Origin of the sequence: Paenibacillus spiritus (assembly GCF_008710135.1) — a bacterium.
Lineage (GTDB): Bacteria > Bacillota > Bacilli > Paenibacillales > Paenibacillaceae > Paenibacillus_AQ > Paenibacillus_AQ glufosinatiresistens.
In genome coordinates this window covers 20996-39744 of record NZ_VYKK01000020.1, presented here as the reverse complement: position 1 = coordinate 39744, position 18749 = coordinate 20996, and the positions used below count along the sequence as shown (strand labels likewise).

The 18749-nt window shown below is 60.5% G+C and carries 13 protein-coding genes and 1 riboswitch; of the genes, 8 read left to right on the top strand and 5 right to left on the bottom strand.

Annotation, left to right across the window (positions count from 1 at the left end):
• The first annotated feature begins 122 nt into the window (after positions 1-122).
• Both F4V43_RS14050 and odhB read left to right on the top strand, forming a co-directional pair.
• Positions 123-3014 (top strand): 2-oxoglutarate dehydrogenase E1 component, encoded by a 2892-nt coding sequence (locus F4V43_RS14050; protein WP_150458882.1) that lies wholly within the window; start codon positions 123-125, stop codon positions 3012-3014.
• A gap of 32 nt (positions 3015-3046) precedes the next feature.
• Positions 3047-4336 (top strand): 2-oxoglutarate dehydrogenase complex dihydrolipoyllysine-residue succinyltransferase, encoded by a 1290-nt coding sequence (gene odhB / locus F4V43_RS14045; protein WP_150458881.1) that lies wholly within the window; start codon positions 3047-3049, stop codon positions 4334-4336.
• A gap of 126 nt (positions 4337-4462) precedes the next feature.
• On the opposite strand, the gene F4V43_RS14040 is transcribed toward odhB, so the two are convergent.
• Positions 4463-5302, bottom strand: a complete 840-nt coding sequence (locus F4V43_RS14040; protein ID WP_150458880.1) for an alpha/beta fold hydrolase — start codon at positions 5300-5302, stop codon at positions 4463-4465.
• A 245-nt stretch (positions 5303-5547) separates the two neighbouring features.
• On the opposite strand from F4V43_RS14040, the gene F4V43_RS14035 reads away from it, so the two are divergent.
• Positions 5548-6507, top strand: a complete 960-nt coding sequence (locus F4V43_RS14035; RefSeq protein ID WP_191089591.1) for a helix-turn-helix transcriptional regulator — start codon at positions 5548-5550, stop codon at positions 6505-6507.
• Positions 6508-6562: 55 nt separating this feature from the next.
• On the top strand, positions 6563-7150 hold the full coding sequence (locus F4V43_RS14030; RefSeq protein ID WP_150458878.1) for a GNAT family N-acetyltransferase: 588 nt from the start codon (positions 6563-6565) through the stop codon (positions 7148-7150).
• A gap of 107 nt (positions 7151-7257) precedes the next feature.
• Here F4V43_RS14030 and F4V43_RS14025 read toward each other — a convergent pair whose 3' ends face one another.
• A complete protein-coding gene (locus tag F4V43_RS14025; RefSeq protein WP_150458877.1) occupies positions 7258-8688 on the bottom strand; it encodes an NAD(P)/FAD-dependent oxidoreductase in 1431 nt (476 codons plus the stop codon).
• A gap of 48 nt (positions 8689-8736) precedes the next feature.
• Positions 8737-8836: riboswitch (purine riboswitch) on the bottom strand.
• A gap of 213 nt (positions 8837-9049) precedes the next feature.
• Here F4V43_RS14025 and F4V43_RS14020 point away from each other — a divergent pair.
• Positions 9050-10144, top strand: a complete 1095-nt coding sequence (locus F4V43_RS14020; protein ID WP_150458876.1) for a sensor domain-containing diguanylate cyclase — start codon at positions 9050-9052, stop codon at positions 10142-10144.
• A gap of 92 nt (positions 10145-10236) precedes the next feature.
• Here the strand turns inward: F4V43_RS14020 and F4V43_RS14015 are convergent, their stop codons facing one another.
• The gene (locus tag F4V43_RS14015; protein ID WP_150458875.1) at positions 10237-13353 is read right to left on the bottom strand and encodes an EAL domain-containing protein; all 3117 of its coding nucleotides are present in this window, start codon (positions 13351-13353) and stop codon (positions 10237-10239) included.
• 300 nt (positions 13354-13653) lie between these two features.
• Between F4V43_RS14015 and F4V43_RS19745 the strand changes: the two genes are divergently transcribed.
• A complete protein-coding gene (locus F4V43_RS19745; RefSeq protein WP_191089590.1) occupies positions 13654-13794 on the top strand; it encodes a hypothetical protein in 141 nt (46 codons plus the stop codon).
• Between the two features lie 145 nt (positions 13795-13939).
• Positions 13940-16252 carry a TPM domain-containing protein gene (locus F4V43_RS14010; protein ID WP_191089589.1) on the top strand — a complete coding sequence of 771 codons (2313 nt, stop codon included), beginning with the start codon at positions 13940-13942 and terminating at the stop codon, positions 16250-16252.
• A gap of 108 nt (positions 16253-16360) precedes the next feature.
• Here F4V43_RS14010 and F4V43_RS14005 read toward each other — a convergent pair whose 3' ends face one another.
• Complete coding sequence (locus tag F4V43_RS14005; RefSeq protein ID WP_150458873.1) at positions 16361-17227, bottom strand: LysR family transcriptional regulator; 867 nt, start codon at positions 17225-17227, stop codon at positions 16361-16363.
• A gap of 157 nt (positions 17228-17384) precedes the next feature.
• On the opposite strand from F4V43_RS14005, the gene F4V43_RS14000 reads away from it, so the two are divergent.
• A complete protein-coding gene (locus F4V43_RS14000) occupies positions 17385-17840 on the top strand; it encodes a rhodanese-like domain-containing protein (RefSeq protein ID WP_150458872.1) in 456 nt (151 codons plus the stop codon).
• Between the two features lie 107 nt (positions 17841-17947).
• Here the strand turns inward: F4V43_RS14000 and F4V43_RS13995 are convergent, their stop codons facing one another.
• On the bottom strand, positions 17948-18736 hold the full coding sequence (locus F4V43_RS13995) for a formate/nitrite transporter family protein (RefSeq protein WP_150458871.1): 789 nt from the start codon (positions 18734-18736) through the stop codon (positions 17948-17950).
• Positions 18737-18749 lie beyond the last annotated feature (13 nt).

Genomic DNA, 18749 nt, shown 5'->3' with positions numbered 1-18749 from the left:
GGCGGTCTCGACCCCGTCAGCCGCCGCCTTAACCGAAGGCCAGCGATGCTTCGTCTGTACCAATGTAAACGCAACCACAGCTCCGGCGGAAGCTGGAGTCATCCGTTAAGGAGGATGTATTCATGGCAGCCCAAGAGCCCTACCGCGATTCGATCTGGAGCAATTATCATGGACCCAATCTGGGGTATATTCAGGAGAAATACGAACAGTATCTTCAGGACCCCGAGACCGTTGAGCCCCGCTACCGCGAGTTGTTCACTGTCTCCGGCCCGCCTCCTCTTGGCCCGCAAGCCGCCGGAGCGCCCGAACAGATGGTTGCCGGAGACACCGCCTGGCTGCTCAAAGCGGTCCGGGCCGCGAAGCTGATTGCCAACATCCGCATTTACGGCCATCTGGCCGCCGATATTGATCCGCTGGAGCGTGAGACGCGCCATTCTCTGGCCAAAGCGATCGAGCCTTCTTCCTATGACCTTACCCGCGAGGATCTGCTCGCGCTGCCGGCTTCCCTGATCTGGGAGAACGCCCCGTCCGACGTCAAAACCGCCTGGGATGCCTACCACCGGATGCGGCAGGCCTATACGAAGACCATTGCCTATGAGTTCGGCCATGTTCACGACGAACAGGAGCTCCGCTGGCTGAACAGCCAGGCCGAGTCGCCGAGCTCGCCGGCGCCTCTGACCGCCGGCGAACGCAAGGAGCTGCTGAAGCGGCTGATCGAGGTCGAGCAGTTCGAGACTTTCCTGCACAAGACCTTCGTCGGCCAGAAGCGGTTCAGCCTGGAGGGCAACGACGTTCTGGTTCCAATGCTGGACGAGATTGTCCGGGCCGCCGCGCACGACGGCGCCGAGCACATTCTGATGGGCATGGCCCACCGGGGACGGCTGAATGTGCTGGCTCATATTCTGGGCAAGCCTTACGAAATCATTTTCTCCGAGTTCCACCACTCGCCGAACAAAGAGCTGTTCCCGTCGGAGGGCTCCATGGGCATCAATTACGGCTGGACCGGAGATGTCAAATACCACCTCGGCGCCGACCGCGCCGTCCGCGAAGGCGAGACGGTGCGTACGCGCCTGACGCTGGCCAATAACCCGAGCCATCTGGAATTCGTCAACCCGGTCGTGGAAGGCTTCGCCCGGGCGGCCCAGGAAGACCGCCGGACTCCGGGACTGCCTGTGCAGGATACGAACAAGTCGATGGCCGTGCTCATGCACGGCGACGCCGCCTTCCCGGGCGAGGGCATTGTCGCCGAGACGCTCAACATCAGCAAGCTTCAGGGTTATCAGAACGGCGGGACGATTCATATTATCGTCAATAACCGGATCGGCTTCACGACGGAGAGCGAGGATTCCCGCTCCACCCACTACGCAAGCGATCTGGCGAAGGGCTACGAAATTCCGGTCGTCCATGTCAATGCCGACGACCCGGAAGCCTGCATCGCCGCCGTCCGGCTGGCCAGCGCCTACCGCCACAAATTCAAGAAGGATTTCCTGATCGACCTTGTCGGCTACCGCCGTCACGGCCATAATGAAATGGACGATCCCGAGACGACCCAGCCGCTGGTCTACGGCCGGGTCAAGAGCCACCCGACGGTCTACCGTCTGTATGCCCAGCGGCTGGAACGCGAGCAGATCGTTACCCGCGAGGACGCAGAGCGCTTCTGCTCCGAGAACGAGCGCGTGCTTCAGGAAGCCTTCGACCGGATGAAGGAGGGCAAGCACAAGAACGGCGAGACCAAGCCGTCCGTCACGCTTCCCGATCCGCAGGGAGCTTACCCGGTTACGGCGGTGCCGCTGACGCGGCTGCGGGAGATCAACCGCACGCTGCTGGATGTGCCGCCCGGCTTCAAGGTCTATCCGAAGCTCGCCCGCATTCTGCAGCGCCGCAAGGATCTGCTGAACGACGGCGAGAAGGTCGAGTGGGCGCTGGCCGAGGCGCTGGCCTTCGCCACGATTCTCCAGGACGGCACGCCGATCCGCATCAGCGGGCAGGACGCCCAGCGCGGCACCTTTGCGCAGCGGCATCTGGTGCTCCATGACAGCGAGACGGGCGCGCTCTTCTCGCCGCTGCATCAGCTGAAGGATGCCGCCGCCTCTTTCGGCGTCTACAACAGCCCGCTGTCGGAGGCATCGGTTCTCGGCTATGAGTACGGGTACAATGTCTTCGCGCCGGAGACCTTCGTCATCTGGGAAGCGCAGTACGGAGACTTCGCGAATGCCGCCCAGGTAATCTTCGACCAGTTCATCTCGGCAGGCCGGGCCAAATGGACCCAGCGCAGCAATCTCGTCATCCTGCTTCCGCACGGATACGAGGGCCAGGGACCGGAACACTCCAGCGGACGGCTGGAGCGGTATTTGCAGCTCTCGGCGGAAGAGAACTGGACGGTCGCCAACCTGACGAGCGCTTCCCAATACTTCCACCTGCTGCGCCGCCAGGCATCGCTCTGCGGCAAGCCGGAAGCCCGGCCGCTCGTTATCATGACGCCCAAGAGCCTGCTCCGCAATCCGCGGAGCGCCTCGCCGGGATCGGAGCTTGCCTCCGGCGAATTCCAGCCGGTGCTGCCGGAACCGCTGCTGGGCAGTCAGCCCGCAAGCGTCAAGCGGCTCATCGTCTGCTCCGGCAAAATAGCGGTCGATCTCCAGACCGAGCTGGAGACGGCGCGCGAACAAGACTGGTCGGGCGTGCATATTCTCCGGCTGGAGCAGCTCTATCCGTTCCCGGAGAGCGAATTGGCCGCCCACCTCAGCACCTTCTCTTCGCTGAAAGAGATCGTCTGGGTCCAGGAAGAGCCGAAGAACATGGGCGGCTGGAGCTACGCCGAGCCCCGGCTGCGCGGCATCGCGCCGGAAGGAACCACCGTCTCGTATATCGGACGTCCGGAACGTTCCAGTCCGGCGAGCGGCTACGCCGACGTCCACACCTATGAACAGCGGCGGATCGTCACGGAAGCCCTGAACCTGAACCAATCGCAAGCACAAGCGGCTGTACCGTCCTCCACCGGGGCGGGGTCACGATAGCGTAAATTCAATTTTCTGGGGAGGTAGCGGCTGTGTCCGAAATCAAAGTGCCCGATCTGGGCGAATCCATTTCCGAGGGAACGATCTACAAGTGGCACGTGAAGGAGGGGGACGTCGTCGGAGCCGGCGACGTGCTGGCCGAACTTGAGACCGACAAGGTCAATCTGGAGATCAGCGCCGAGGAAGGCGGCGTCATCTCCGCTATCCTGCGCCAGGAGGGCGAGAATGTCGCTGTAGGCGAAGCAATCGGCGTGATCGGCGAAGCGGCCGGCGGCGAAGCGAAGACGCCGGCCAGCTCGGCCGCCGGTTCAGGCGGCGAGGCGCCCGCAGCGCCTGCTCCGGTGCCGTCGGCACCGGCGGCAGCGCCAGCGCCGCCCGCAGCGCCGGAGCCTTCGTCGGCGGCGGCAAGCGGGGAGCACCTGGCCACGCCGGGTGCCCGCAAGCTCGCGCGCGAGCGGGGCATCGACCTCGGCGAGGTCGGCGCGCGCGATCCCATCGGCCGGATTGCCCAGGCCGATGTGCAGGGCCACGGCGCGGCTGCGCCCGCTCCGAAGCCTGCGGACGGCGGCAGCAAGCCGGCCGCCGCGAAGGCGCCGGAGAGCGCAGCGCCGTCCGGCGGCAAGGAAGTCGAGCGCAAGCGCATGTCGCGACGCCGGCTGACTATCGCGAGCCGGCTCGTCGAGGCGCAGCATACGGCAGCCATGCTGACCACCTTCAACGAGGTGGACATGACGGCCATTCTCGACATCCGCAAGCGGCGCAAGGACAGCTTCAAGGAGAAGCACGATGTCGGTCTGGGCTTCATGTCCTTCTTCACCAAGGCGGTAATCGGAGCCCTGAAGGCATACCCGCTGCTTAACGCGGAGATCGACGGCGAGGATTTGATTATCAAAAAATACTATGATATCGGCATCGCCGTCGCCGCCAAGGAAGGGTTGGTCGTTCCGGTCGTACGGGACGCCGACCGGCTCAGCTTCCCGCAGATCGAGCGGGAGATTGGCGAGCTGGCCGCCAAGGCCCGCAACAACACGCTCAGCCTGTCCGAGCTTCAGGGCGGTACGTTCACCATTACCAACGGCGGCGTCTTCGGCTCTCTGCTGTCTACGCCGATTCTGAACACGCCGCAGGTCGGCATTCTCGGCATGCACAAGATCCAGCTTCGGCCGATCGCGCTCGATGAGACGACAACGGTCAACCGGCCGATGATGTACATCGCGCTCTCTTACGACCACCGGATTGTCGACGGCTCCGAAGCCGTCAGCTTCCTGGTCAAAGTCAAGGAGCTGCTGGAAGATCCGGAATCGCTGCTGCTGGAAGGCTGAAGTACGCAGAATAGACACGAAGCCAGAAAGGGGCTGTCCGCGAGGACGCCCCTTCTTGCCGTTGCTGCATGGCCGCAGCAGTTCTTCCCTCCGCCTCTTCGCTAAGGCTAGTCTGCCTCCCTAAGGCTAGTCTGCCGCCGCCGGGCCGAACTGCTCCCGCTCCACCCGGTCCAGCCATTCGTGTACCAGCGCCTCGAAGAGCTCCGGCTGCTCGAATTGGAGATTATGGCCTGCGGTATCCAGCACCGCATAAGTCAGGCGCGGATAACGTTCCAGCAATTCCAGCGCGTCCCGGTAACCGACAGAGACATCCTGGCGGCCGGCTACCAGAAGTCCGGGCTTGTCCATGACCGCTGTCTCCAGCGGAAAGCTGAAGCCGTAGCGCTCCCGAATTCCGTCGAGGAACCGAGTGTCCCCGAGGCGCAGGCCGGGTAACACATCCTCTATGTATCGGCGCCATGTCCGGGCGTTCGCCACAACCGCCATCTGGCGGAAATCGTCGAAGTCCGGTCCGGCGGCCGATTCCGCAAGCGACACGTCTTCGCGGAGAATCCGGTGCTCCGGCAGCTGCCGATCGTCGTGAGCGGGCAGGATCATCGGACAGATCAGCCCGAGGCCGGCCACCGATTCGGGGCTGCGCTCGGCAATTCCCCGGGCAAGGTAGCCGCCGTACGATTCGCCGGCCAGACAGAACGGTTCGCCGCCCGGCAGCCATTGCCGGATAGCCGCCAGCACAGCGTCCAGCATACCGTCCGAGTCCGTTATCCCTTCATAGCTTCTTGTGCGTCCCATCCCGGGCAAATCAAGATAAAGCCGCTTCCAGCCCGGCCGGGCGGCAAATACAGGCTCCATGCAGCCCTTCATCAAGCGATGGTCGATTGTGAAGCCGTGAAGCAGCACAATCGGACGCCCCTCCCCGATTTCTTCATAATACAGCTCTGCCGTTTCTGTTCTGAAGTAAGGCAATTCAATCCCTCCTCAATTTACCAAGGCAGGAACACAAGTTCCCTTTCTCCTATCTTATCAGCTGCCGCTCCGATCCCAAAGAGCCTATTTAAGAAGAATAGGTGACGGATTGCAGCGATGCCTCCACAAGATGCCCGCAAGACGGATCGGCAGAGCGTTATCCGCTTCGTTCGTATTGAACCCCCGGCTGAATTATGTCATGGTTAGCTGTAGAACTTCCATATCCGGATTTAGGGGGGAGCAGCGTGAAGACCGACCGGCTGTTAGGCATTGTAATCTACTTACTGAACCGCGAGCGGGTGACCGCCCGGGTGCTGGCCGAACACTTTGAGGTGTCGGTCCGGACGATTCAGCGGGATATCGAGTCGCTGGGCATGGCGGGCATTCCGGTTGCCGCCGCCCAGGGAGCCGCGGGCGGGTACTATATTCTGGACGGATTCCGCCTAAGCCGCCAGCCTCTGGGCAGCGAGGATTTCCGCTGGATCGCAGCCGCCGTGAAGGGGCTGGAGTCCGGATTCAGCCACTCGGGGCTGGAGGCGGCGGCGGAGAAAATGACGGCGGCCTTCGGCGGCATAGAACCGCCGCCCGTCCAGTTCGACCTTGGGGCGTACCGCGAGGGACGGAGCATCCAGGAACTTCTTCCTCCGCTCGTCCAGGCGGCACTGGCCCGGCTGGCCGTCGAGTTCGACTATTACAGCGCTCAAGGCGTTCTCTCCCGCAGATGCGCAGAACCGGTCCAGCTTCTGATGAAGTGGAACGCCTGGTACATGCTGGCCTACTGCCGCCGGCGCGAAGACTACCGGCTGTTCCGTCTGTCCCGGATGCGGAATCTTCGCCCTACGGCTTCGCCGTTCTCCCGGAGCCACCCCCCGGCCGATACGCTCTTGAAGGATCGGCCGGACGAACGGACTTACCTGGACGTCCGGCTTCGCTGCCCGGCACCATGGCGGATACCCGCCGAGGAAGCTTTTCCGAATGCATCGGTTACCGAAGAGCCGGACCAGGGAGCGCTCCTCTCCTTCAGCGTGCCGGAGGAAGAGAGCGGATGGTTCGGGCGCCTGCTGGCGCTTGCGCCGCATGTGGACATTCTGGGTCCGCCGGCCCTTCAGCGGCGGATTGCCGACCACGCCCGTTCGATCCTAACCCGCCAATCCGCAGAAGCAGCAGGCAAAGACGACATACAGGTGTCGTCTTTCCTCCGTTAAGATAGAGTCAGTCCATCCGGCCAAGAGCCGATAACCAAGGAGGAATTCGATACTTATGCAGCTGCCATCCGCCCATCCGTCGCCCTATGTTCAGAGTCCCGTCTATGAAACCGCACACTTCCGGTACCGTCTGGTCCGGCCGGAAGACGCCGCCGAGCTGCTTGACTGCTATTCCGATCCCGCCGCGGTTCCGCTGTTCAACAGCGACAACTGCCACAGCGACTTTCACTTCCGCACCGAGGAGGAAGTAAGCGCCTGCATCCGCTGCTGGCTGGACGCTTACAGCTGGCAGGCTTATGTCCGCTTCAGCGTGATAGACAAAGTCCTGCAGAAGGCGGTGGGAACGTTAGAAATCTTCGTCAGAAGCGATGCTCCCCAATCAGAGGATGGAGCGGAAATCCCTACCGCCGTTCTCCGGCTCGATCTGGCTTCCGCCTATGAGAGAGAAGATCTGCTTGAAGAAATCGCCGGGCTGGCCGTTGCCGGGCTCTACGAAGATTTCCCGGCCGACCGGATGATTACCAAGATCGTCCCCGCGGACGCGCCAAGAATCCGCGCCTTCATGAAGCGCGGATTCGCGGAGGTTCCGGCAGGGTCGCTGCCGTTCGATCATTATTATGTCCATATCCGGCCAGGTATCTAGGCGGCGGTTCTCCGTTCCTGGGGACGCGCCTCTGCCAGAGGAGCGTCCCTCAGTCAGAGGCGCGTCCCTCACGAGGGGAGCGTCCCTTACAGGCTGAGGAGCGTCCTTTAGGCCCGCTCCAGCATGCCCCGGGCGATCCAGACGCCGGCTGCGCCGGCCTGGGCCAGACCGCGCGTGATGCCGGCTCCGTCGCCGCCGCAGTACAACCCGGCGATCTCCGTCTCAAGCGAAGCTGTCAGCTTCGGACGGGCGGAATAGAACTTGGCCTCTACGCCATAGAACAGCGTGTGTTCGGAGGCAATGCCCGGCGTTACCTTCTCCAGCGCTTCCACCATTTCGATCAGACTCTTCATCGTGTTGTAGGGAAGCACCAGGCCGAGATCGCCCGGCACTGCCTCCTTCAGTGTCGGCTCCAGGAAGCCTTCGTCGATCCGGCTTCGCGTTGAGCGCCGCCCCCGGAGAATGTCTCCGTATTTCTGAACAATGACGCCGCCGCTCGACAGGTCGTTCGCCCGCTTGCAGATTTCCCGGGCATATTCATTCGGCTTGTCGAACGGCTCCGTGAATTTATGGGAGACCAGCAAGGCAAAGTTCGTATTCTTGGAGCCCAGCTCGGGGTCCTTGTAGGAATGGCCGTTCGCGGCCATGACGCCGCTATGGTTCTCTACCACGACATGTCCCGACGGATTGCTGCAGAAGGTCCGCACCCGGGTTCCGACTGAAGTGTTGAAGATGAACTTGCCCTCGTACAGATTCTCGTTGATCTCCCGCATCACGACATCCGAAGTCTCGACCCGTACGCCGACATCCACCTGATTGTTGTACATCTTCAGCCGCCGCTTCTTCAGCACTTCCGTCAGCCAGGCAGAACCGTCCCGTCCGGGAGCGATCATGACCCGGTCGGATTCATACACTTCCCCGCTCTTGAGCAGGACGCCTGTTACCCGGTGTCCTTCTTCTCCCTTAACCGTCACGATGTCCTGAACCTCGCTCTTGAACGCCATGTCGATCCGGGTCTGCAAATATTCATAGATGGATTTCAGAATCTCCAGGTTCTGTTCGGTGCCCAAATGCCGCACTTCGGCTCTCAGCAGCTTCAGTCCGGCTGCGTAGCCGCGCTGCTCAATCTGCCGAATATGCTCGGTGGTCGGGTCGGTGACGGCTTCGGTTGCGCCATGCTTCAGATTCAGGGCGTCGACATAGCGGATCAGTTCCAGCACTCTGGAAGGCGGCATATAGTCGGTCAGCCAGCCGCCGAACTCCGTCGTAATATTAAATTTCCCGTCGCTGTAGGCTCCTGCCCCGCCGAAGCCAGCGGTGATGGAGCAGGCCGGAAGACAGCCGGCGAATTCCTTGCGTCCGCTTGCAGGGGGACAGAGCTGAATCTTCTCTTCCAGAATCGGACAGCGGCGTCGATAAATATCATGCCCCTTATCAAGTAGCAGCACCTTCCAATGCGGGGCTCTCAGTGTCAGTTCGTAACAGGCGAAGATACCGGCCGGACCGGCCCCCACGACAATTGCATCATACTTGCTCATCGCTTCCTCCTTAATGAATGACAAAAAAATTCCCGGCTCTACACAGGTATGCGAAAGCACCCTGTCCGTAGCCGGGAATTTAAGGTTCCCTGTAGAGACCCCCGTCCCATATTGCCGGGGATATACGAACAATTCTTGCCGTTTTTTCACGGCCATTAGCGATTGTACCTAAATCAGCCGAACGAGTCAATGATAATCCTAATAATCATTCGTGTTTTATTTCATTTTTTGCAGATTTATTAATAAATATTGACTTCGTGTATGCAGAATACGAACATTTTTGCATTGGTTAATTCGGGAAGGAATACCATGTTTTTTGGCGAATATAGTAGATATCTGTCTTTGAAATGAGGCACTTCTTATGTCCAAGTCACCTCCCGCTCCTCGTCAATTGAATTGGAACCGGTTGCTGATCAACGCGCTCTGGGTTGTCATGTTCGTCCAGCTCTTCATCCAGCTCTTCATTCTCTGGTCAGTCTGGGGGCAATCCGCTTTTCACAACGGCAATTCCGTATCCCGCAGCCATGCGCTCCTGACTGATACGCTGCTCCTGGCTCTGCTGGTCCTGCTTGAGTTCATCAATGCGCGCAGACCGGATCTGTCCGAAGGGGCTATCGCGGCAGGCAGCCATGTATTTGCCATCCTTCTAATCATGTTCATGAGCCCCGATATTCACGCCAAACCGCTGCTGCTGCTGCTCCCGATGCTGGTTACGATTCTGTACATGCGAATGGGCTATTTGGCTGCCTCCGCCTGTGTCTGCCTGCTGTATATGCTGTTTCTGTTCGGCACGTCTTCCCAGTATGATTACGCGCTTCGAATCGAACACTTGATTTATACGTTTGTTTTTCTTTTGTCCGCGCTTACAGGCTATGCCGTCATCCTCCGCGAGCGCGATCTGACCCGTTCGCTGGCCAATTCGGTCAAGGCGGAGCAGGATCTGCGCATCCAGAACATCATCATGGACCGTCTGTCCAAGATCGACCCGCTGACGGATCTCTATAACCACAAGACCTTTCATGAATATTTCGGCTGGCTGATTGAACATCAGCAGTCGAATCCGTTTCCGATGCAGCTTGCCATTCTGGACATCGATAACTTCAAGAAGGTCAATGATACATACGGCCACTGGGTGGGAGACATCGCTCTGAAGCAGGTCGCCGCTACCATTCTGAAGCACATCGACTCCGACGATTTCGCGGCAAGATACGGAGGCGAGGAGTTTGTCGTGATCCTGACTTCCAAGAGCCTGGATCATTCCCGGATGCTGATGGAGAGCGTCCGCACTGGGATTATGGAACTGCCGGTCGATGAAATGGAAGGCAAATCCGTCACCGTCAGCATCGGCATGCATGATTTCAACGGCTCCGACTCCAAGAGCTTTGTCTTCCAGAAAGCCGATGATGCCCTCTATGAAGCCAAGAAGACCGGCAAGAACAAAATCGTGGTGCTTTGACCGATCCGTCAACCGCGCAAGAGGGGCACTTCCCCGGCAGACAGCCGCCCACCGGGAAATGCCCCTCTTTTCTTCTGGTAACCTATTACCGCTTAGCAAACCTTGCCGTTCCCAGGGCCATTCAGCAATTCGAGCGCATGTTTCTCCGGAACGGGACGGCTGATTAAATAACCCTGTACTTTGTCGCAACCGGTGTGCTCCAGAATCTCGAGCTGGCTGGACCGCTCTACCCCCTCGGCGACTACTTCAAGTCCCATATCGTGTCCAAGCGCCACAATGGTCCGGATGAACGTCTGGCTGTAGGCATCCTCGGTCAGCGGATCAATGAATGCCTTGTCCACCTTCAGCGTGGACAACGGAAGCTGCTGCAGATAACTCAGCGAAGAGTATCCTTTGCCAAAATCGTCAAGAGCGATCCGGAAGCCCTCCGCCTTCAGGCGTTCCAGCTTGCCTACAATCCGTTCGTAGGACTCCATGAATACGGATTCAGTAATCTCCAGCTCCAGGCAGCCCGGCTCAATTCTGCTCTCCTGCGCGGCATCCAGCACGATCTCCACAAAATCATCCTGCAGCAGCTGAATCACCGAAATATTGACCGAGATTTTGTACGTGCAGCTCTTCTTTGCCTGCACATCGCCGAGAAAACGGCAGGCCTCCCGGAGCACCCACTCGCCGATAGGAACAATCAGACGCGAGTCCTCCGCGATCCGGATAAAGGCCAGCGGGGAGACAAAGCCGAGCTCGGGACTATTCCAGCGAATCAGCGCTTCAAAGCCGGAAATCTGACCGCCGGCAATATCGACCTGAGGCTGATAGAACAGCTCGAACTCCTTGTTCTCCAGCGCTCCCCGCAGATGCTTCTCCAAATGAAGCCGTTCGTTGAATTCGGTATGCATCGTCTTGTCATAGACAACATACCGGTTCTTGCCCGAATCCTTCGCCCGGTACATGGCGACATCAGCATTCTTCAGAATCTCCTCGGTCGTCCGCCCGTCTTCCGGGTAGAAGGAAATTCCGATGCTGAGCGAGACATACAGCCGGGTTTCTCCGATTTGGAACGGCTGCTTGAAGCTCTCCACGATCGACTCGGCAAGATTCAGCACTTCTTCCCGCCGGTAGATCCGCTTGCACAGAATGACAAACTCGTCGCCTCCGAGCCGGCAGAGCATGTCATGGTCCCGAATGAGCTGCTGCACACGTTCGCTGGTCTTGACGAGCAGCGCATCTCCGAACCGGTGGCCCATGGTATCATTGATGAATTTGAAATTGTCCGTATCCAGGAACAAAAGCGCAGCGCGGCCTTCCGTACCCTGGAAGCAGCGTTCCAGGGTCTCCAGCAGCATCAGCCGGTTCGGAAGGCCGGTCAGCCCGTCGTAATACGCGAGCCGGTGCATTTTCTCCTGGTTGTCCAGCAGCACCTCGTACTGATCCATCAACTCTTCCTGGGTCACCGTCAGCTCTTCATAAGTCGCTTCTAGTTCCTGATAGCTCCGGCTGAGCTGAAGCTCCGTCTCTTTGCGGCCGGTAATGTCGATCAGCGATCCCAGGAAGACGACGGCGCCGCTCTCCGGCGAACGTGAAGCCTTGCCTCTGACGCCGAACCAGAGATACCGGCCTTCCTTGGTCCGCATCCGGTATTCCGTTTCGTAGAACGGCGTTCTCCCCTCCAGATGGGCGCGGCGCGCCCGCTCGGCCGCCTCGATATCATCGGGGTGCATCAAGTGGAACGGAGCATCGGATCTGCTGTAGAATTCTTCGGGGGTATACCCCATCAGCTCAAACCAGCGTTCCGAAATATCATACCTTCCGGTCGTGATGTCCAACTCCCAAATGTAGGCTCCCGAACCTTCGGATGCGGCGCGGAATCGCTGCTGGCTGAGCCGAAGCCGCTCCATCTGCTCCTGAAGCTCCTCCTGGGCCATCTCCAGCTCGCAATGCGCCGATTCCAGATTCTCGTAGCTGGACTGAAGCTTGAGTGCATTCTTCTTCAGATCATCGACGTCGATACCGACCAGCACCGCAACATTCATGCCCCGGCTTATTTCTACCCGCGGACCCGGGATCGTCTTCAGCAGAAAATATCGCCCGTTCCGGGGAATCCTGGCCTCCACCCCCGGCGAATATCGTCCTTCGACCGCCTCCAGCAGCAGATTCCGCAGTTCCTGAAGGCCGGGATCGGACAGCTCCAGTTCCTCCAGCCTCTTACCGGCCAGCTCAGATTCTTGCAAGCCGGTCGTCTCCTCGGTGAACGCGGTCATCCGCACCGTTCTGCCGTCAGCGGCTGCCGCCCAGACGAGAATGCCGGCATGACCGACCACGTTGCTGAACAGGCGCTGCTCGGCCTCGATCGTTCTGCGAAGCCGCTGGATATACATCCGGATAAACACAAAGCCAAAGGCAAGCAGACAAGCGCCAATCAGAGTGCCGAGCATCACCCGCTCGCGCGTCATCTGCCGGTAATAGTCGGAGTGGCGAAAGAAATATTGAAGATGCAGTTCTTCGAACGCGCCGGAACGGCGCAGTTCGTCGAGACGTGCATTGATGTAGGGCACAAGTTCGGAGGAGCTTCGGCTGACGCCGTAGGCGATATCCACGGGGTATAAATTGCTGAGGCGGTGGATAATGGCATTGCTCCACCCCTGCTCGATAATCATATGGTCGATAACCGCCTGGTTCTCCAGCAGCACATCGATCTCTCCATGCCGAAGCGCTTCCAGCGCTTCCGGGAGGTCTTCATAGGCCGCATAGCCGGTAAGTCCCAGCTTGTCCCGCACGACATCCTCGGAGTATTGGCCGCGCCTGACGCCTACTTTGTACTTCCCGAGCGTCTTCAGCGTCACTCCCTCCGCTCTGCTCTGGAGCGAATAGACGGACAAATAGGCCCGGGTCACTTTCTTGGAGAACAGTACTTCTTTCTGCCGTTCTGGAGTAACGGCCATCAATCCGGCCGTATCAATCTTGCCGTCCACCAGCTTCCGGTAAAGGGCATTCCAGTTGCCTCCGGAATAGAAGACCTGGTAGGACTGCCGCTCGAACACCATATGCGTCAGATCCACGTCGAACCCGGTCAGAAAGCCGTCCTGTACATATTTATAAGGAGGATAATTCAGTTCGGCCTCATATCGGATTTCCCGACGCTCGGCTAACACGGTAGATGGAACAAGCACAAGGAACAGGATGATTCCCCATATCGGCCGTAGCTGCTTCATCGCAATGTCTCCTTTAATTTCATTCCTCGCCCGTCTTAAGCGATACAGTAGATTTTCGACAGAAAGCGCCGAATATCCTTCCTATTACTCCCATAGAAAATGCTTTTGCTCCATTTTTTCCTGAATATGAATCCTTTCTTAAAATTGTAACATTCCAAATTAAAAACTTGTGGTTTGCATATTGCTTTTCTCATCCATAATGTTCATAATAGCAGTATCAAACAAATGATAATGATTATCATTATTGCACTTAACCGGCTCACACCCTTATTCATTCTGGTTCAAAAGGAGACTGACTGTATGAATACCGCCGCCAAACGGACTTCGCTTCAAGTTGACGATTACCTGGATCTGCTTAATCTGGCCGTTAAGGTCGGAGACCTTAAATGGCAGAAAGAAATCAAGTCCCGCCTTCAGTTTCTGCTGTGTCTGGAAGCTTAGGCCCTGTTCTGACGATCCTCTGCGGCTCCGGCCGATTCCAACCGCGTCTTCCTCTTCCGGGAAAGGCGCGGTTTTTGCTTGGAAAGGGTTATTATATAATAAAGGTATTGACGGGCAATCCTGCCCGAGAATGGAGCGTGTCCGTTTGAGAAAAAGCCTACCTGCACTGTTGCTGTCTACCCTGCTCTTCCTTCTTGGCGTTCCGGCCGCGTCGGCCGCCGCCATCCCGTCTCCCGGCGGAGCCGTGGTCGACCAGGCCGGCCTGCTCGGTTCCGGCCAGGCCGATGCCGTCGCCAAGCAGGCGGAGCAAGGCCCCTACGCCTTCCGTATACTCATTCTGCCTTCGCTGGATGGGGAATCCTCCGAGCAGTATGCCTATGACGTCTATGAGAGCTGGGGACTCGCGGAGAATGAACTGCTGCTTCTGATCGGCAGCGAAGACCGCACCGTCGATCTGCATTTCATGAACCCCGGCCTTCAGGCCGCCTTGAACGCCTGGTCCGCCAATCAGGGCGGGGGCAGCGGTTCCGAAGCGATTAAGCAGCTGCTGGATACCTATTTCATCCCCTATGCCAAGGAGGGGGACTTCGGCAAAGCCATCCTCTCGGTGATCGGGGCAACCCATGCCATCGGCGGAGACGCCGGCGCAGAATCCGGCGCGTCCGGCGGCAGCGGGCCCGGCGCAGGCGCTGCGGCCGGTTCCTCCGGAGGATCGGATTCCGGCACCCGCGGAACCGGAACGTCCGCAGGCTCGCCGGCGGCCGCACCCCGTTCGGGAACCGGTACGGACGGTTCCTCCCGGTCTCTCGTCTACATCCTGGCCGGGGCCGTTCTGGCTGGCCTCATTCTGTATGTGACGGTGACCGGCATTCGGCGGCGCAGGCAGCTTCGCGCCTCGCAGGAAGCGATCTCCGATCTGCTTGTTCGGGCGAACCGGGGCCTGGAGGCGCTTCAACCCTTCCAGGGCATTGTTCAGGGCAAGACCCAGCAGCTGGCCGATACCGCTTCCCGGACGCTCTCCGACCTGCTGGTCAAGCTGTCGGCCCTCTCCTCCGAGCAGCAGAGCGGTTCGCTTCCGGCCTTCTACCGGCTGGGGGCGTTGTCTGCGGCCAATCGCCAGCTCCAAGGCGCAGAGAGCGAGCTGCGGACGGCGCTGGAGGAGCAGGAGAAGAGCATCGCAGCAATCAGCGAGGCGGACCGTACGGTGAAGCAGCACATCAACGAACTGAAACAGGCGGCGCCTGAACTTCAGAGCGAATTCCAGGATGCGCTTCAGGAGACCGGATACGGCCTGGAGGACATTGCGGACGATCTCAAGGAGCTGGCCGAGCAGACGGCGGAGGCCGACAAGCTGGAGCTGTTCGATCCCATTGCCGCCCAGACGGTCAGCGCACAGGCCAGAGAACTGCAGGAGCAGATCAGCCGGGATGTGCAGGATGTCGATGTGTATCAGGACAAAATCCACGGCTTCCCGGCCGCGCTGGCGGCCGCCCGCTCCGAGATTGCCGCGCTGATTGAACAGAACGCGCTGCAGAATATGAAGGTCAAGCCTTACGAGCTGCTGAAGCAGGCGGAAGCCGATGTCGCCCTGCTGGAAGAGGAGCTGCGCGGCGGGGACCTGAATGAAGTACGCCGGATCGGCGCGGAGATGGACCGGCGGATTGAAGACGCCGTCTCCATGACGAAACGCCAGGCCGAGATCCGGCTGGCCAACCGGCGGGATCTGAATCAGATCCGCGAAGGCTGGAAGGAGCTCGGGAGCGCCCAGGAGCGGCTCCGAAGCCTTATCGCTTCGGCTTCCGCCCGCTATGCCCGCAGCCATATCGAGCCCGCGGAGGCCGCGCTTGCCGAATGGAGCCGCAGGCTGAGAGAGGCCGAGGCCGGCGTGCCGGAGATTGAAGCCTGGACCGCCGATGAGCGGGGCGAATTCGACAAGGCCCGCGAAGGGCTGGACCGGCTGCTCGCGCTTCAGGACGAGGCCCGCCGCCTGCTCGGCGAAGCGGCCGGGGATTTGGGCGAGCTCGACAACCGGCTCGCCCGGGTGGAAGCGGCGCTCCGCCAGGGCGAAGCGGACGCCGAAGCGGCCCGGCGGCTGCTCCAGAGCCGGGGGCTGCATGCCCGGGACGGTCTGGCGGGACTTCCGCCGTACCGGGACCTGCAGGCCGGCCTCTCCGCCGGCCCGTATCAGCTCGACGCGCTGGAAGCGTCGGCCCGGGCCTTCCTGGCCGGCGTAGCCGCCTACGCCGAGGAGGCGCAGCGGCTGGTCCGCCGCAAGGAAGAGGAGGAGCGGCTGGCGCAGATGGCCGCCATGCAGGCGCAGATGCGCCGCGAGGCCGAGCGCCGCGGCGGTCCGGGCGGCTTCGGCGGCCGTCCCGGCGGGGGCGGCGGCCACTCTTCCGGCAGCTCCTCCTGGGGCGGCGGAGGCAGCGGCCATTCCTCCGGCGGCTCCAAATGGTAGAGCCCGGCACCTAACGGCAACCGGGCCATCGAACCACGACCGAAAGCTCTGCCGCAGCTGCGGCAGAGCTTCTTTGGCGCGCGTTACAAGCAGGCTCCGGGCCCCTCCTTACTCCGTCATCAGCCCGATAAACGTCTCGCAGCCGGCCGGAAGCGCCCCGGGCCGGGTGACGAGCTGCACGCTGAAGCCGCTGTCTCCGTCTTCAAGCGGCACCGCAACCAGTTCACCGCGTTCGACCGGCCCCGCGAAGGCGTAGCCCGGCAGATAGGCCGCGCCGAACCCCTGTCTGGCGGCCTGGAGGATGCCCTCCAGATGGCCCAGCTCCATCTCGATCCGGGGAGCGGCCCCCGCCGCCCGGCACAATTCCAGAAGACGCTCCCGGTAGGTGCAGCTCTCATCGGTCAGCACCAGCGGCTCCCCGTCCAGTTCGGCGGGAGCTATACGCTCCCGTCCCGCGAAGCGGTGGCCGGGAGCGACGACCAGACAGAGCGGTTCCCGCCGGAGCGTTCTGGAAACCAGTCCCTCGCCCGAGAAAGGGCGGTCAAAGATCAGGCCGATGTCGGCCGAGCGGCTTCGGACCGCCGCAATAATCTCCGGCTCCGAACCCGGAACGACCTTCAACTGAAGGCCGGGATGGCGCTCCCTGAACCGCAGCAGCCGCTGGGGGAGCAGGCAGACGGCAATGGTCTCGATGGACGCGACGACCAGGGAACCCGACGCCTCTCCCGCCACGGCCGTTCTGGCTTCCTCCCGGACCGCCAGCATCTGCCGGGCGTACGGCAGCAGCGTCCGGCCCGCAAAGGTCGGAAGCATGCCTTGACCGGCCCGTTCCAAGAGCGCCGTGCCGTAGATCTCCTCCAGGCGGGTCATCTGCGCCGTTACACTCGATTGGGCGTACCCCAGCTTCTCCGCCGCCCGCGTCAGGCTGCCGCTGTCGACCACCTCGCAAAATGTCCGCAGATACGTCAGTTCCAATGCGTAATCCCCCTGCCTTCCGAATGCCCGGAGCTCTTCCGGGCCGTTATCGAAATCTTCGATAATCCTTATCCAATACTATAGATAACGGGCCGTCGGGATTCAAGCTACAATAGGAACATCTTAACCACCCCATCCACCGAAGGAGGAACTCTCTATGACCGTTCGCCCCAAATCCCAGACGTCCGCCAGTCCCGCCGCCGATCCGGCGGCAGCCGCAGCTCACTTTCAGGCCAGAGCCGCTTTTGAGACCGACGTCGCCGACGTCGCCTACGATCTTCACCACGGCGTCCAGGACTTCGTTCTTCTGGATGTCCGGGACGCGCAGTCTTACGAGGAAGCGCATCTGCCGGGAGCCCGCTCGCTTCCGGGCGGCTTCCTCCGGGGCGAAGCGCCGCCCTTTGGCAAGGAGGACCTTCTGGTCGTCTACTGCTGGGGTCCGGCCTGCAACGGCGCCACCAAAGCGGCGGGCCGGCTGGCCGCAAAAGGCTACCGCGTCAAGGAAATGCTGGGCGGCATCGAATACTGGAGGCTGGAAGGCGGCGAGTTGGAAGGCACCCTGCGCGAGGCCGCCCCGCTCCATTACCGGATGCCCGCTCCCGGGCGGAATTAACGCCCGTTAAGCCGAACCAAGCCGCCATCCGCCCCTCAGGGCGTACGGCGGCTTTATTTGGGACGGGGAAGGTTCGGGAACGGCATCCCCTGCGCATGGGACAAGGGTCAGTGCGGCTCCTCGTCCAGAAACGGCTTATTCACATAGTAGTACATCACGCCCATCAGTACGCCGCCGCCGATCAGGTTGCCGATCGTGACGGGAACCAGGTTATGGAACACCCCGTTCCATGAGATCGTCCCCGGATGATTCAGCACCAGCGCAATGGCGAAGGTACACATGTTGGCGATGCTGTGCTCGTATCCGGAGATGAAGAAGCAGAAGACAAACAGCATCATGGCGAACATTTTGGCCCCGTCGGTCTTCATGGACATCGGGACAAAGAAGGCGAGACAGACAAGCCAGTTACACAGAATCGCCCGGAAGAACAGCTCCAGCGCAGGCGCTTCCATCTTGTGCGCGACCACGCTCAGAAGGAACCCGTTCACATCCGGCGAATCGAACAGCCCCGTCAGATAGATCAAGAGCGCAAAAGCGGTGGCGCCGAGAATGTTGCCGATGTAGCTGATTACCCACATGCGGCCGACCTCGGTCCAGCGCAGCTTGCGGCGGAGCGCCCCGTACGTGTAGTAGAACGTGTCGCCGGTGAACAGATCACCGCCGCCGTACGAGATCAGGATGATGGCCGCGCCGAAGGTCACGGCTGCCATCGGATAGGTCAGCGGCGAATGCTCCATGTAGAAGAAGTTGCCTGTCTTGAAGGCCACGATAACGCCGAATCCGATGAACATGCTTGCCAGCATGGCGCGGGCAATGTACCGAAGAATACTGTTGCGGTAAATCTTCTGTTTCTTGAGGGCAAGCCGTTCGACTTGCTGCAGCGCTTCAGTCTCCATAGAACCTCCGTGT